The sequence below is a fragment of the Bifidobacterium stellenboschense genome, assembly GCF_000741785.1.
Classification (GTDB): domain Bacteria; phylum Actinomycetota; class Actinomycetes; order Actinomycetales; family Bifidobacteriaceae; genus Bifidobacterium; species Bifidobacterium stellenboschense.
Genome location: NZ_JGZP01000001.1, coordinates 80,767 through 94,851 on the forward strand (window position 1 = coordinate 80,767; position 14,085 = coordinate 94,851).

The following is a 14,085-nucleotide window of genomic DNA, read 5'->3' on the forward strand; positions in this document are numbered from 1 at the left end:
GCCGGGGACGTCGTAAGCGTCGGTTCCGCGCCAAGCTTGGCACGTCGGTGACGCTGGTGCCTCTCCCCGCGTCGTTTCCGTGCCAACGGGGCCCGCCGCCGACGGTCCGATTTCCCGGCATACGGTCAGCCTCTTGAATGAACCTCAATATTTTTTTGTGCAGAAGTGATGTTTTGAACTTCTATGTTTTGTGCAGAATCGATGGTTTGAATCTTGAAATTTTGTGCGCCGGTACTGCTTGACACTAGTATTGCCAAGGTATCCGTCAGTATTCCCGCTTTACCGTCGATAATGCTGGATAACCCCGATTACCGCATCGAACGGGGTGTGGTGCTGTCGCGATCGAATGTGGAACGCGCCGGAGCCGTGACCTATCTGCCGATATACGCGTCCTGGTGCCTGAAGGAGATATGCGGACTGCTTTCGCCCGATGACAACGGGCATGACGACACGGATTCGTTCTCTTTGGCAACGATTCCGGTGTGACGGCAAGCATCCATGCGTACGGGGGATAGGCGGGGATGATGCCGCCGACGCATGCAGAATATGCATGCGAAACGACAGGATGGGGCGAACGGGCGATGCGGCCCGCGGCGGTCATGCACAATCGGGGTAACGACATCGACGGGTGACGGATCGAAGCCGAAACGTCGCCATCGAAGTCGAGATTGCAAGGAAGTAGCAGGATCAAGGAGGAGAACCCATGCTGCAGATCAACATGGCCGACGTGATAGGCGTCATCAATTCGGTGATTCCCTATCTGATAGCCGTAGGTGTCCTGTTGGTGCTGGCCATTATCATCACGATTGCCGTCAATAAGAAGACGGTAAAGACTGTGGCCAACCGCAAACTTATTCATTCCGAATCCTGGCTCGTGGCGTTTGTGGGCATCATCGTGGCAGTGTCCATGATGCTTTCCGGCCCGCTGGCCACACTGCTCAACAACGCCACTGTCACCAAGTACATGCTGTCCGACGACACGGTCGCCGCGGCGAACAAGCTGGCCAAAGATGTGCAGGCTGAAGCTATCACCATGCTGAAGAACGACAACGACAACCTTCCGCTCAAGAGCAAGAAGGTGAACGTGTTCGGTTGGGGTTCCACCAGCCCCGTCTACGGCGGCACCGGTTCCGGTTCCATGTCTGAGCAGTATCCGACTGTCTCTCTGCTCGACGGCATGAAGGAAGCCGGTCTCACCACCAACAGCAAGCTGACCAAGCTGTACACTGATTACCGCAAGGATCGCCCGGAAGTGGGTATGTGGGCGCAGGACTGGACTCTGCCTGAAGTGCCGGCCGACCAGTACTCTGATTCCCTGATTTCTGAGGCCAAGTCTTTCTCCGATGAAGCTGTTGTCGTCATCACCCGCGTCGGCGGTGAGGGTGCCGATCTGCCGATGAACATGAAGGCCAAGGGCGTCACTTACAAAAACAATTCCAAGGATTACGAAGACTTCAAGGATGGCGAGGGCTTCCTGCAGCTGAGTCAGACCGAGCGTAACATGCTTGACTTGGTCACCAAGAACTTCAGCAAGGTCACGCTTGTCTACAACGGTGCCAACACTTTCCAACTCGATTTTCTCAATAACTACCCGCAGATTCAGTCCGTGCTGTGGTGCCCGCCTGCCGGCCAGACCGGCTTCTCCGCCCTTGGCGAAGTGCTCGCCGGCGACGTGAACCCGTCCGGCAAGACCTCCGACACCTTCCTCAAGGATCTTGACAAGAACCCGTCTACTAACAACTTTGGTGACTTCGACTATGACAATGTGGACGATCTGGCCGTTGAGGTGATTGACGACCGCACCGGCACCAAGTTGCACGTTTCCCCGACCTTCGTGAATTACTCTGAAGGCATCTACGTGGGCTACAAGTTCTATGAGACTGCCGCCGACGAAGGTCTGATTAACTATGATGATATGGTTCAGTACCCGTTCGGATACGGCCTGAGCTACACCACCTTCGAGCAAAAGATGGGTGATGTCAAGTATGCGAACGGCAAGGTGAGCTTCGATGTGACCGTGACCAACACCGGTGATAAGGCCGGCAAGGATGTGGTCGAAGCCTACTACAACCCGCCGTACACCAACGGTGGCATCGAGAAGGCCTCCGTGAACCTGGCCGCCTTCGAAAAGACCAAGGAGCTCAAGCCGGGCGAATCCGAGACCGTGAAGATTTCGTTCGACGATGACGACATGGCCTCCTACGACGAGCATGACGCCAAAGCCTGGGTGCTGGAGCAGGGCGATTACGAGATTTCGCTGCAGTCCGACTCCCACACGGTGATTGATTCCGCTACGGTGAACGTACCGAAGACCATCACCTACGACACTAAGGACAACACCCACGACGGTGATAAGGTCGTGGCCACCAATCAGTTCCAGAATGCTGAGGGTGACGTCACCTACCTCTCCCGTGCCGACCACTTCGCCAACTACACCGAAGCCACCGCTGCGCCGACCGACTTCGGCATGAGCGACAAGATCAAGTCCGAGTACACCAACAACGGCAACTATGATCCGGCCGAGCACAACGACGACTCCGATGAGATGCCGACCACCGGTGCCAAGAACGGTGTGAAGCTCTCCGACCTGTACGGCAAGGATTATGACGATCCGCAGTGGGACAAGCTGCTCGACCAGCTGACCTTCGACGACATGGATTCCCTGATCGCCAACGGCGGCTACGGCACCCCGGCCGTGACCTCCGTGGGCAAGATCCAGGTGACCGACGCCGACGGTCCCGCCTCGCTGAACAACAACTTCACCGGTATCGGCTCCATCGGCTTCCCGGCTTCCACCGCATTCGCCTGCACCTGGAACAAGGATCTCGCCAAGCAGTTCGGCGAGATGATCGGCGACATGGCGCACGACATGCACGTGGCCGGCTGGTATGCTCCGGCTATGAACCTGCACCGCAATGCCTACGCAGGCCGTACCTTCGAGTACTTCTCCGAAGACTCCCTGCTCTCCGGTGTGATGTCCGCACAGCAGATTGCCGGAGCTCGCGAGAAGGGTGTGTACTCCTTCATGAAGCACTTCGCCCTGAACGAGCAGGAGACCAACCGCACGATGACTCTGACCACTTGGGTCAGCGAGCAGGCCATGCGTGAAACCTACCTGCGTCCGTTCGAGATGAGCGTCAAGGAGGGTGGTGCCCAGGCTGTGATGAGTGCGTTCAACTACGTGGGCCCGACCTACGCCGCTGCCTCGCCCAACCTGCTCAACACCGTGCTGCGCGACGAATGGGGCTTCCGCGGCTTCGTCCTGACCGACTACTTCCGCGGTCGCGGCTATCAAGATGCCGATCAGGAGATCCGCAACGGCAACGACTCCATGCTCGCCACCACCGTGACCACCAACCACGTGACCGACAAGTCCGCCACCTCCGTCAAGGCGATGCGTCAGGCCTGCCACAACATCCTGTACACCGTGGCCAACGGCTGGCAGTACGCGGACGGCGAGCCCGAGGTCGCCACCCCGATCTGGAAGACCGCCATGTACGTGGTCTGGGGCGTGACCGCCGTCCTTGCGATCGGCCTTGAGATCCTCACCATCAAGCGCTACCTCGCCCGCCGCAAGGCCACGAAGTAGCCCCGTCTCCCGGCCCCCTCTGATAGGACATCGCCGTAAAGCAAACGCCGGAGGCGTTTGTAGGCGATGTGTGAGCCGACAGGCGAGCTGATGTGAAGTCAGGCTGACTGGGAGAGAGAAGCGGCCGCAGGCCGCGGGTAACCGCATCATCCAACCGATGCGTTCCCGCAGCCTGCGGCCGCTTCATTACTTCTCAAAGTTTTTGAGAAGTAATGCCGTAAACTTCTCAAGAATTTTGAGAAGTAACGTGTGCAGGTCGTTCCGCGAAAATACGCATGCCATTCGTGCGGGGGAAACGACAGGTTGTGTGCGCGCCGCCCCGCGCGCCCGCGAATCCTGATTGAATCGAATCAACGACGATGAAGATCACTGCAAGGGAGAGTGACATGGAACTCGAAGAGCTTTCGGTGGCCGAGAAGGCGGCGATGCTGTCCGGCGGATCCGAATGGGATTCGCGCGGCAACGACCGCGCCGGCGTGCCCAGCTTCGTGATGAGCGACGGTCCCCACGGCGTGCGGCGCCAGCTCGGCGAAGGCGACCATCTGGGCCTCGGCGCCTCCAAGCCCGCCACCTGCTTCCCGACCGCCGGCACCGTCGCCGGCTCGTGGGATCCGGCGCTCGCCGAGCAGATGGGCGAGGCGCTCGGCCGCGAGGCGCACGACCTCGACGTGAACGTGCTGCTCGGCCCCGGCCTCAACATCAAGCGCAACCCGTTGTGCGGCCGCAACTTCGAGTACTATTCCGAAGACCCCATCGTCGCCGGCCGCATGGCCGCCGGCCTCATCCGCGGCATCCAGTCGAACGGCGTCTCCGCCTGTCCGAAGCATTTCGCGGTCAACAGCCAGGAGCTGCGCCGTCAGGCCTCCAACTCGGTCATCGACGAGCGCACGATGCGCGAGATCTACCTGACCGGCTTCGAGATCGCCGTGCGCGAGGCCGCGCCGATGACGATCATGACCTCGTACAACGAGATCAACGGCGTCTACGCGCATGAGAACAAGCATCTGCTGCAGGACATCCTGCGCGACGAATGGGGTTTCGACGGCATGGTCGTCTCCGATTGGGGCGGCTCCAACTCGGCCGTCGCCGCCGTCAAGGCGGGCGGTTCGCTCGAGATGCCGAGTCCCGGATTCACGTCCGTGCGCGAACTCGAAGACGCGGTCAAGGCCGGTGCGCTCGACGAGGCCGACCTCGACGCCCGCGCCCGCGAGGTCGCGAAGATCGCCGGCCGCACGCGCCTCGACGGCGTCGGCCGCGACGACCTGCTCGACGAATCCGTCATCAAGGCGCATCACGAGATCGCCCGCCGCGCCGCCGAAGGCTCGATGGTCCTGCTGAAGAACGAGACCGCGCTTCCGTTCCGTCCGGGCGCGCGCGTCGCCGTCGTCGGTGACATGGCGAAGACCCCGCGATTCCAGGGCTCCGGCTCGTCCAAGGTGAACGCCACGCGCGAAGAGAACATCCTCGACGAACTCGGCAAGCTCGCGTCCGAAAATGCCGCGTCCGCGAACACCGCCGCCCCTGTCGTCGCCGGCTACGCGCCCGGCTACGACCGTCAGGGCGCCGTGAAGCCCGAGCTCGTCCGCGAGGCCGTCGACCTCGTCTCGCGCGACGACGTGGACGTCGCGCTCGCCGTCGTCGGCCTCGACGAGCGCAGCGAATCGGAGGGCCTCGACCGTGCGACGATGGCCATCCCGCAGGCGCAGAACGATCTGATCGCCGCGCTCGCCGCGACCGGCAAGCCGGTCGTCGTCGTGCTCGTCGCCGGCTCCCCGGTCGAACTGCCGTGGCACGACGACGTCGCCGCGATCCTCTACATCGGACTGTCCGGACAGGCGGGCGCGTCCGCCACCGTGCGCGCGCTCACCGGCAAGGTCAATCCGTCGGGCCATCTCGCCGAAACGTGGCCGATGCGCTACGACGACTGCCCGTCCGCCGGCTGGTACCCGGCGACCGGCCGCGACGCCGTCTACCGTGAGGGCCCGTTCGTCGGCTACCGCTACTACGAGACCGCGGGCGTGCCCGTCCGCTTCCCGTTCGGCTACGGCCTGTCCTACGCCACGTTCACGATGACGGGACTCGTCGCCGACGAGACCGGCGTCACCGTGACCGTCTCCAACGACTCCGACGTGGCCGGCGCGACCGTCGTCCAGCTGTACGTGAGCGGCCCGTCGTGCGGCGCGGCAGGCGCGCACGCCGGCGCGGACGGCGCTCACGGCGCCGCCGGCGTGCTGCGTCCCGCGCGCGAGCTCAAGGGATTCGCGAAGGTGACGTTCGCCGCGCACGAGACGCGCGACGTGCGCATCGACTTCGACCGGTACACGTTCCGCCACTTCGACGCCGCCGCGCGCGACGGCGCCGGCGCGTGGCGCACCGAGTCGGGCGTGTGGACGCTGTCGGTCGGCTTCGATGCCGAGACGTTGCCGTTGAGCATGCCGTTCGCCGTCGCCGGCGACGTGGATGCGACCGGCCCCGACCCCGCGCTCGGCCACTATCTGACCGGCGACGTCACGCACGTGACCGACGCCGAGACGGCCGCGCTGTTCGGTTACGACGTGATCGCGCGCTCCGGCCGCGACGGGGCGACGACGTTCGGCGTCAACGATCCGATCTCGAGCTGGAGCGGTTCGCGCGGATTCATCGCGAAGACCGTCGCGAACACGCTCAAGAAGCGGGAGGCGAGCGTGCGCGAGAAGACCGGCGCGCCCGACCTCAACACGCTGTTCATCCTCAACATGCCGCCGCGGGCGATGAGCAAGATGACGCAGGGCATGGTCGATGCAGCCATGGTCGACGCGATCGTCGAGATCGGCAACGGGCATACGTTCCGTGGCCTCGGCTCGCTCATCGGGGCATACTTCCGCAACCAATCCGCCAACAAGCGCACCGCGAAGGAGATCAACCATGACTGACGCAAAGATGGGCCCGATTCGTCGTTGGATCGCCACGCATCCGACGATCTGGGAGTTCATCCTGTTCAACGTGCTGTCGAACATCTCCACGATCGCGCGCTTCGTGGTCACATGGATCGGCACCGCCGTGTTCGTCGCCGCGCTGGGGCTCACCGCGCCGTTCCACTTCCTGATCTTCAACTACCCGGAATCCGGCAACGGCGTGGGCGGCTTCCTCACCTTCCTCTTCGCCGAGGTGATCGCGCAGGTCGTGAACTTCTTCGTGCAGATGAAGTGGGTATTCAAGTCCGATTCCAGTTTCCACGACGCCGCGTGGAAGTACGCGATCCTCGCCGTCGTGATCGTCGTCGTGAACCTCGTGCTGCCCGGCTACGTGACCGCGCTGTGCCAAGGCTGGGGCATGAACGCGGGGCTGGCCGGCACGATCGCCTCCGTCGTGAACACGCTCCTCGCCGTCGTCGTCAGCTACCCCCTCCTCAAGTTCTGGATCATGCCCAAGAACAAGTAGCGGCGGACTCGCATCACCGTTCCGGAATCAGGACGGTGAGCGTGAACCAGTGGTCCTCAGCCGTGATCGACACATCGCCGCCGTACTGGGCGGCGATGTGCCGGATCGATTTCACGCCGAACCCGTGGCCGGTCGCATTGCGTTTCGTGGTGCGCAGATCGCCCGCCGCATCCTTCCTCAGCACCGCGTCGTAGTAGTTCTCCACGCGGATCACCGTGAACGCGCCCTGCCGGTACAGGGCGAGCCGGATCAGCCGCCGCTCCGGATCGTCCAACCGCGACGTCGCCTCGATCGCGTTGTCCAACGCGTTGCCGAACAGCGTCGCGATGTCCATCGAACTCATGTTCGCGGCGCCCAGCAGCGCACCGTCCGCGACCGCCGTGAACGTGATCCCGCGCTCCTCGCATACGCGCGTCTTCGTCGTCAGAATCACGTCGAGCACCGGATTGCCGGAATGTTGCTGCGCACTGTACTCGGCGACCGAACGCTCCAACTGCTCGAATCCGGCCGCCGCATGCTCCGGATCGACTTCGGCGCGCAACGCGGCGATCTGATGTTTGAGATCGTGCGCGAGCCGCCCGATCGACTCCAGATTCTCCTTCGACGCGAGATACTCCTGATGCTGGCTCTCCAACTGCGCGTTGATGGAGGCGAGCTCCGCGCTCGCCTCCATCCGCCGCGCCTGCTCCTGCTGTGCGTACAGGATCGCGAACCCGCAGAAGTCGACGAGCGTGCGGATGTAGAACACCTCTTGGCCGATTTTGCCGGAGAACGGCGTGTTCGTCGACACGAAGCTCAGATTGCTCATCGCGAATGTCACCACGGTGATCGCCACCGTGCCGACGGCCAGTTGCGCGCTGACGGTCGTCGGCGCGGACCGGCTGAAGTTGCGCCGCTCCACCGCCCACGCCGCGGCGAAGCAGACCGCGTACACGCCGATCAGAATCAACGTCGCGAACGGCTGTCGCGGCGCAAGCCCCACGCCGTACGTGAGGAACGTCGAGATCTGCCACTGCAATGACGCGACCAGTTCGGCGAGCACGAACGCGCGCGCCGTCACGTACAATCCTTCGCGTTTGCCGCTGCCGCTGCCACGCCACACGATCAGCCACATGCAGCCGAACGCGAGCAGCATGCCGAGCGTCCAGAACCACAGCGGCATCGCGCCGGCCAGATACTGCACGCCGATCATCGCCGCCAATCCGACCGCCGCGACCGCCGCCGTGCGCTGTGGCGTCACGCGGCGGTGGATGACGGCGAGATAGGTGACGCACGCCGCCCACTCGCAGATCGCGGTGAACAGGCGCGGGATGTCCGGCATCGCGTTCGTGATCGTCGCGCCGTCGAACGCGCCAAGCCCGCCCATCACGCGCCGCCCATGCCGCCCATGTACGCGGCCAGCGCGGTCATGAACGCCTTCTTGCGCGGACGGCTCACGCGCAGCATCTCGCCGTTCGACATCACGCAGTCCTGGTCCGCCATGCCGGTCACGTGGCGCAGGTTCACCAGATAGCAGGAATTCGAACGGAAGAAGTCATGCTCCGCCAGCCGCTCCTCATACGATTTGAGCGTGCCCGTCACCGAGAGTTTGCCGCCGAGCGTATGGATGACGATCGTGTGCCGGATCGACTCGACATACAGCACGTCGGCGAGTTCCAGCCGCTGCTGCGCGCCGCCCGCATCGATGAGGATCGACGCGTCGGCGCGACGCCGCACCATGTCGATCGACCGTTTCATCTCCTGCCTGAACGCGAACCACGGCACCGGTTTGAGCAGATACGACAGCGCCCCGACCTGATACCCGTTGATCGCGTACTGCGGCGCCGCGGTGATGAACACGATGACGACCGCGTCGTCGCGCTCGCGGATGCGCCGCGCCGCCTCCATGCCGTCCATGCCCGCCATCTCGATGTCGAGCAGGAGGATGTCGTAGACGGGCGCGTACTTCTCGACGATCTTCGCGCCGTCGTCGAACACGGAGACGGTGAAGCGCACGCCGTCGTGCTTGGTCTCCGCGCTTTCGCTCTGGTAGCGGTTGAGATAGTCCAGGACCGTCTGGCATGCCGAAGCGTCGTCCTCGACCACTCCGATTCTGATGTCGCGCATGACCAACCTCCTTGCCTTGCGTGGCCTCCGTCTCCCGATTGTATCGGCCGGTCGCGCGCCGCGCCGGGAGCGGGCTGCGCGAACGGCCGCGTCCACGTGAACGCGGTGTGCGCCGTTCCTTGCAGGCGTTACGCTGGTGCGCATGGAACGTGAGTGCATGGAACGTGATTGCGCCGGGCCGCTGGTCAGCGTCGTCATCCCGGTCTACAAGGTCGAGCGGTTCCTCGACGCGTGCGTGGCGAGCGTCGTGGCGCAGACGTACCGCAATCTCGAAATCCTGCTCGTCGACGACGGGTCTCCCGACGCCTGCCCGGCCATGTGCGACGCGTGGGCCGCGCGCGACGCCCGTGTGCGCGTCATCCACAAGCTGAACGGCGGCCTGTCCGACGCGCGTAACGCCGGCATCGCCGAGGCGACCGGCGACTACATCTACTTTGCCGATTCCGACGACACGGTCGCGCCGAACCTCGTCGCCGATTGTCTCGCCGCGATGCGCGAGTACGACGCCGACCTTGTGATGTTCAAATTCGACACGATTTCCGAAAACGGCAGGACGCTGTTGAGCGACTACCGGCACAACGATTACGACGACGTGCAGGTGCTCGAGCCGGTCGAGGCCGTCAAAATGCAGGTGCGGGCCGAGATCGACGGCTACTTCTGGGCGTTCCTCGCGCCCGCCGCCGTCTACCAGGGCACCGGGTTCGCGTTCCCCGTGGGGCGCAAGATCGAGGACCTCGCGCGCATCTGCACCGTGATCGGTTCGTCCACGCGCGTCGTGCGCATCCCCGAGACGCTGTACCACTACCGTCTGCGCGCCGGGTCGATCACCGCGACGCTCGACCCGCAGCTCACGCGCGACTGGATGAAGGCGGCCGACGACCGCGAGGAGTACATCGTCGCGCGATTCCCCGAGCTCAAGGGGTTCATGCGCCTGCAACAGCTCAACTTCCTCGCGAACCTCGACTACGAGACGATGCGCCAGTCGATCGCGGCCGGCCTGAAGATCGACCCGGAGGGCGCGGATGTCCTTCACCGGCGCATCGACGACCTGCGCGCCGAGATCGAGGAGGGCGACGGCGAGGCGATTCCGGACGCGCTGCGTGAACTGCTCGGCACGTTGAAGGCCGCCGTCGCCCGTCATGCGGGATCGAGGAAGGACCGCGATGACGTCGATGGGGGCGACGACCGGCCCTCGCTGGCGGAATTGTTCCGCGACATGCGCGAGGACTGGCGTCAACTGCGCATTCAACGGACCGACGCGAAGTGTTGACGTGTGACGTGCCTGTCATGCGGCGCAGTCGCCGGACCGGCCGGTACATGATAACGACACGCCCGATATGACGATATGACGTTATGACGATATGATGACATTACGAATCCGGGCGACGGGATGGACCGCCGGACGGATCCGGCCGAGGCCATCGCAGGCCACGGCGCACCCCCCGTACTTCGCAAGGAGGCATCGTGCTGTCGTCATATCTCCAATCAGGAGGCGTGCTCGTCATCGACAAGGTGGCGGACTGGCGTGAGGCCGTCGACGTGGTCACCCGTCCGCTACTCGACGCCGACACCATCACCGACGGTTATGTCGAGGCGATCAAGACGTCGATTTCATCGCCCGGCGGCACCTATATCGACCTCGGCGGGGGCGTCGCGCTCGCGCATGCCCGACCCGAGACCGGAGTGAAGACGACGTCGCTATCCGTGCTGCACGTCGGCGAGCCGTTCGCCCTAGCCGATGACGCGTCGCATCCGATCTCCACGATGTTCTGTCTCGCCGCCGAGGATGCCAACGCGCACATCGATCTGATGCAGGCGTTGGCTTCGCTCCTCACCGACGCAGACAGGCTCGCCGCCGTGAATGCGGCCGGAAGCGTCGCCGAGCTCACCGCGGCGCTCGCCTGAGAGTCGCGCGCCTCCCCGTTACGTTTCCCTTTTCCTTCTTCCCATTCCAACGTTTTCCGTTTTCCCAGAAAGGCAGACCAATGAAGATCATCACCGCATGCAGCACCGGACTCGGCTCCAGCTTCATGACCCAGCTCAACATCGAGAAGGCGCTCAAGAACCTTGGCGTCGACGGCGTGGAGACCGACCACATGGACATCGCGTCAGTCGGCCCGACCTCCGCCGACGTGCTGTTCGTCGGGCGTGACATCGCCGAGGCCGCGACCGGCCTGATGGGCGACGTCGTCGTGCTCGACAGCCTCATCGACATGGAGAACATCACCAAGCAGGTCGCCGCCGCTCTCGAGCGCCACGGCGTCGAGGTGCCGAACAAGTAGTCCCGAGGGCCGTCAGGTCCGAAGAACCCAGAGAACGAAGAACAACAGAAAGGATAGGTAGGGAACAACCATGAACGGTGTTTTGTCAGTGTTGCTGGACATCTTCCGCCAGCCGTCGATCATCGTGGCCCTCATCTCGCTCATCGGCCTGGCCGTGCAGCACAAGAAGGCCACCGACATCATGAAGGGCACCATCCGCACGATGGTCGGCTTCCTCGTGCTCGCCGCCGGCGCGTCCGTCGTCTCCGGCGCGCTCGATCCGTTCGGCAGCATGTTCCAGCATGCGTTCCACGTGCAGGGCGTCGTGCCGAACAACGAAGCCATCGTCGGCACCGTGCTCGTGAAGTACGGCTCCGAAGCGGCCCTGATCTTCTTCTTCGGCATGATCGTCAACGTCCTGCTGTCGATGACCTCCCGCTTCAAGTACATCTACCTGTCCGGCCACGTCGCGTTCTACATGGCCACGATGGTCGCCGTGATCCTCGAGGTCGCCGGTCTGCCCACCTGGGGCGTCATCCTGTGGGGTGCCATCGCCCAGGGCCTCATCGTCACCATCTCCCCGGCCCTCGTGCAGCCGTTCATGAAGGACGCGGCCGGCACCGGCGACGTGGCGCTCGGCCACACCGGCGGCGCGGGCATCGCCCTCGGCGGCCTGGTCGCCCGCCTCACCCGCTCCAAGAAGCACCCGTCCAAGTCCACCGAGGACATCAAGTTCCCGTCCGGCCTCGGCTTCCTGCGCGATACCACCGTCATCATCGCCCTGTCGATGGCCGTCATCTACGTGATCGTCGCCCTGTGCGCCGGCGGCTCCTACATCGAGAGCAAGCTGTCCGACGGCCAGAACTTCATCGTCTTCTCCCTCCTGCAGGCCGCCACCTTCTCCGCGGGCGTGTTCATCATCCTCGCCGGCGTGCGCGTGGTGCTCGGCGAGATCGTCCCCGCCTTCAAGGGCATCTCCGAGAAGCTCGTGAAGGACTCCAAGCCGGCCCTCGACGTGCCGATGATCTTCACCTTCGCCCCGAACGCCGTGCTCATCGGCTTCATCTCCAGCTTCGTCGGCGGCATCGTCGGCATGGGCATCATGGCGCTCGCCGGCACGACCATCATCATCCCCGGCATCGTCGCCCACTTCATGACCGGCGGTGCCACCGGCGTGATCGGCAACGGCCAGGGCGGCATCCGCGGCGCGGTCATCGGCTCGTTCGTCAACGGCCTCGCAATCACGTTCCTGCCGCTGTTCCTGTTGCCGGTGCTCGGTGAGACCGGCATGGCGAACGCCACCTACTCCGACGCCGACTTCGGCGTGGCCGGCATCCTGCTCGGCCAGCTGGGCAGCAACGGCGGCCAGTTCGCGCTGATCGGCGGCATCATCGCCGCGGTCGTCGTCTTCTACATCGCGTCCTTCGTGATGAGTCGCCGTGACAAGAAGGCCGTCGCCGCCGAGTGACGGTGGGGATGACGGTCCGCTCCGACGGACCGGCCCGTTGTGCGGGTCGACATGAGATTGCCGGGAATGGCCATGCGCCGTTTCCGGCAATCGTCATATCGTATGATGTCGGCCGTCGTGTGATGGCGCCATCCCGCGCCGGGCGCCGTCGGCCGTCGTGCGACGGCGGGACACGGTAAAGTCATAACGTACGGAAAGGAGCTGGAAACATGGCGGAGGGCGTTCCCAAATACGTCGCGGTCAGGGACAACCTGCGGCAGCGCGCCCGGGCCATGCGGCCGGGGGAGAAGCTGCCGGCCGAACCCGAACTGTGCGAGCGGTACGGGGTCAGCCGCATCACGCTGCGCCATGCCATCGGCGATCTCATCCAGGAGGGGCTGCTCGTGCGCGAGCAGGGACGCGGCACCTTCCGCACCGAGACCGCCGTGGACGGTTCCGGCTCCGACGGCGTGGCCGGCGTTCGCGGGGGCGTGGGCATCACGGGGGCGCAGAGGAAGTCGCTCGGCAGCACGATCATGGGCTTCTTCCGCCAGCAGGCCACGCTCGGCAATGTGGTGAGTACGAAGGTCATCGACAACAGTATTGTGCGCAACGCCAAGGCCGCAGAACGCCTCGGACTTGACGCGGACGCCGATCTCGTCCGACTCGAGCGGTTGCGCTTGATCGGTGACTCGCCGCGTCAGCACGTGGTAACGTTTCTCGCCGCCGCGCGCTTCCCGAAGGTCCATGATGACGGTTTCACGGCCGATTCGCTGTACGAATACCTCGAACATACCTACGCGGTCAATCTCGTGGAGAACGACGTGACCGTGCGTGTGCGTGTGCTCGATGGCCGCATGGCCTGGTACTTCGGCGTGCCGGATGGCACTCCCGTGCTTGAAATGGAGTCAACGGTGAAGGACGAGTTCGGTGCAATCATCGCATGCAACACCGCCCTTGAATCGCCCGATGCCAGCGAGGTCTCGTTCGTGGTGCGCACCGGCAGCGACTCCGTCTCGATGAAGCTGTGATGCGGGTCGCGTGTGCGACATGTGTGTCGGGCATTGTTCGGGGAAACGCCCATGCGAAAGCGTTTTCCTTGCGTGAGCGTGAACACCGTGTATAGTGAGCGGCAGGTTCGGCGGGAACGATTCCGCCGGTCCTGATAAGTAAACGCTGAGGTTTGCAGATCGCCCGACGTTGCAGCGATGCGATGGATGGTGACGAACGGATCAAAGCACAGCAACCAACCGAATAATCCC

The 14,085-nt window shown here is 63.9% G+C and carries 11 protein-coding genes; 9 read left to right on the top strand and 2 right to left on the bottom strand.

From position 1 onward, the window contains the following. Positions 1–291: 291 nt before the first annotated feature. From BSTEL_RS00315 to BSTEL_RS00330, 4 genes are all read left to right on the top strand, one after another. Entirely contained in the window at positions 292–486 is a 195-nt protein-coding gene (locus BSTEL_RS00315) for a hypothetical protein (protein ID WP_034525691.1), read from the top strand. Positions 487–703: 217 nt separating this feature from the next. Continuing rightward, positions 704–3,589 (top strand): beta-glucosidase, encoded by a 2,886-nt coding sequence (locus BSTEL_RS00320; protein ID WP_034525693.1) that lies wholly within the window; start codon positions 704–706, stop codon positions 3,587–3,589. Positions 3,590–3,975: 386 nt separating this feature from the next. Next, the gene (locus BSTEL_RS00325) at positions 3,976–6,501 is read left to right on the top strand and encodes a glycoside hydrolase family 3 C-terminal domain-containing protein (RefSeq protein WP_034525696.1); all 2,526 of its coding nucleotides are present in this window, start codon (positions 3,976–3,978) and stop codon (positions 6,499–6,501) included. After that, positions 6,494–7,009, top strand: a complete 516-nt coding sequence (locus BSTEL_RS00330) for a GtrA family protein (protein ID WP_034525698.1) — start codon at positions 6,494–6,496, stop codon at positions 7,007–7,009. Before BSTEL_RS00325 ends, BSTEL_RS00330 begins: the two co-directional genes overlap by 8 nt. Before the next feature lie 13 nt (positions 7,010–7,022). Here the strand turns inward: BSTEL_RS00330 and BSTEL_RS00335 are convergent, their stop codons facing one another. Next, positions 7,023–8,375: a sensor histidine kinase gene (locus BSTEL_RS00335; RefSeq protein WP_034525701.1), complete on the bottom strand. Its 1,353-nt coding sequence runs from the start codon at positions 8,373–8,375 to the stop codon at positions 7,023–7,025. Beyond that, the gene (locus BSTEL_RS00340; RefSeq protein ID WP_034525704.1) at positions 8,375–9,115 is read right to left on the bottom strand and encodes a LytR/AlgR family response regulator transcription factor; all 741 of its coding nucleotides are present in this window, start codon (positions 9,113–9,115) and stop codon (positions 8,375–8,377) included. The genes BSTEL_RS00335 and BSTEL_RS00340 overlap by 1 nt, the downstream gene beginning before the upstream one ends. A 157-nt stretch (positions 9,116–9,272) precedes the next feature. Here BSTEL_RS00340 and BSTEL_RS00345 point away from each other — a divergent pair, with 157 nt between their 5' ends. From BSTEL_RS00345 to BSTEL_RS00365, 5 genes are all read left to right on the top strand, one after another. Beyond that, a complete protein-coding gene (locus BSTEL_RS00345) occupies positions 9,273–10,385 on the top strand; it encodes a glycosyltransferase family 2 protein (protein ID WP_051922701.1) in 1,113 nt (370 codons plus the stop codon). Between the two features lie 194 nt (positions 10,386–10,579). After that, positions 10,580–11,020, top strand: a complete 441-nt coding sequence (locus BSTEL_RS00350) for a PTS sugar transporter subunit IIA (protein WP_034525706.1) — start codon at positions 10,580–10,582, stop codon at positions 11,018–11,020. An 80-nt stretch (positions 11,021–11,100) separates the two neighbouring features. After that, a complete protein-coding gene (locus BSTEL_RS00355) occupies positions 11,101–11,397 on the top strand; it encodes a PTS sugar transporter subunit IIB (RefSeq protein ID WP_034525708.1) in 297 nt (98 codons plus the stop codon). A gap of 70 nt (positions 11,398–11,467) precedes the next feature. Next, positions 11,468–12,844, top strand: a complete 1,377-nt coding sequence (locus BSTEL_RS00360; protein WP_034525711.1) for a PTS ascorbate transporter subunit IIC — start codon at positions 11,468–11,470, stop codon at positions 12,842–12,844. A 209-nt stretch (positions 12,845–13,053) separates the two neighbouring features. Continuing rightward, the gene (locus tag BSTEL_RS00365) at positions 13,054–13,854 is read left to right on the top strand and encodes a GntR family transcriptional regulator (protein ID WP_034525713.1); all 801 of its coding nucleotides are present in this window, start codon (positions 13,054–13,056) and stop codon (positions 13,852–13,854) included. Positions 13,855–14,085 lie beyond the last annotated feature (231 nt).

What these genes read in the sequence shown, in the direction of transcription:
- BSTEL_RS00330 (WP_034525698.1), top strand. Translation starts at nt 6,494, where the DNA reads ATGACTGACGCAAAGATGGGCCCGATTCGTCGTTGGATCGCCACGCAT.
- BSTEL_RS00345 (WP_051922701.1), top strand. Translation starts at nt 9,273, where the DNA reads ATGGAACGTGATTGCGCCGGGCCGCTGGTCAGCGTCGTCATCCCGGTC.
- BSTEL_RS00365 (WP_034525713.1), top strand. Translation starts at nt 13,054, where the DNA reads ATGGCGGAGGGCGTTCCCAAATACGTCGCGGTCAGGGACAACCTGCGG.
- BSTEL_RS00360 (WP_034525711.1), top strand. Translation starts at nt 11,468, where the DNA reads ATGAACGGTGTTTTGTCAGTGTTGCTGGACATCTTCCGCCAGCCGTCG.
- BSTEL_RS00355 (WP_034525708.1), top strand. Translation starts at nt 11,101, where the DNA reads ATGAAGATCATCACCGCATGCAGCACCGGACTCGGCTCCAGCTTCATG.
- BSTEL_RS00340 (WP_034525704.1), bottom strand. Translation starts at nt 9,115, where the DNA reads ATGCGCGACATCAGAATCGGAGTGGTCGAGGACGACGCTTCGGCATGC.
- BSTEL_RS00320 (WP_034525693.1), top strand. Translation starts at nt 704, where the DNA reads ATGCTGCAGATCAACATGGCCGACGTGATAGGCGTCATCAATTCGGTG.
- BSTEL_RS00315 (WP_034525691.1), top strand. Translation starts at nt 292, where the DNA reads ATGCTGGATAACCCCGATTACCGCATCGAACGGGGTGTGGTGCTGTCG.
- BSTEL_RS00335 (WP_034525701.1), bottom strand. Translation starts at nt 8,375, where the DNA reads ATGGGCGGGCTTGGCGCGTTCGACGGCGCGACGATCACGAACGCGATG.
- BSTEL_RS00325 (WP_034525696.1), top strand. Translation starts at nt 3,976, where the DNA reads ATGGAACTCGAAGAGCTTTCGGTGGCCGAGAAGGCGGCGATGCTGTCC.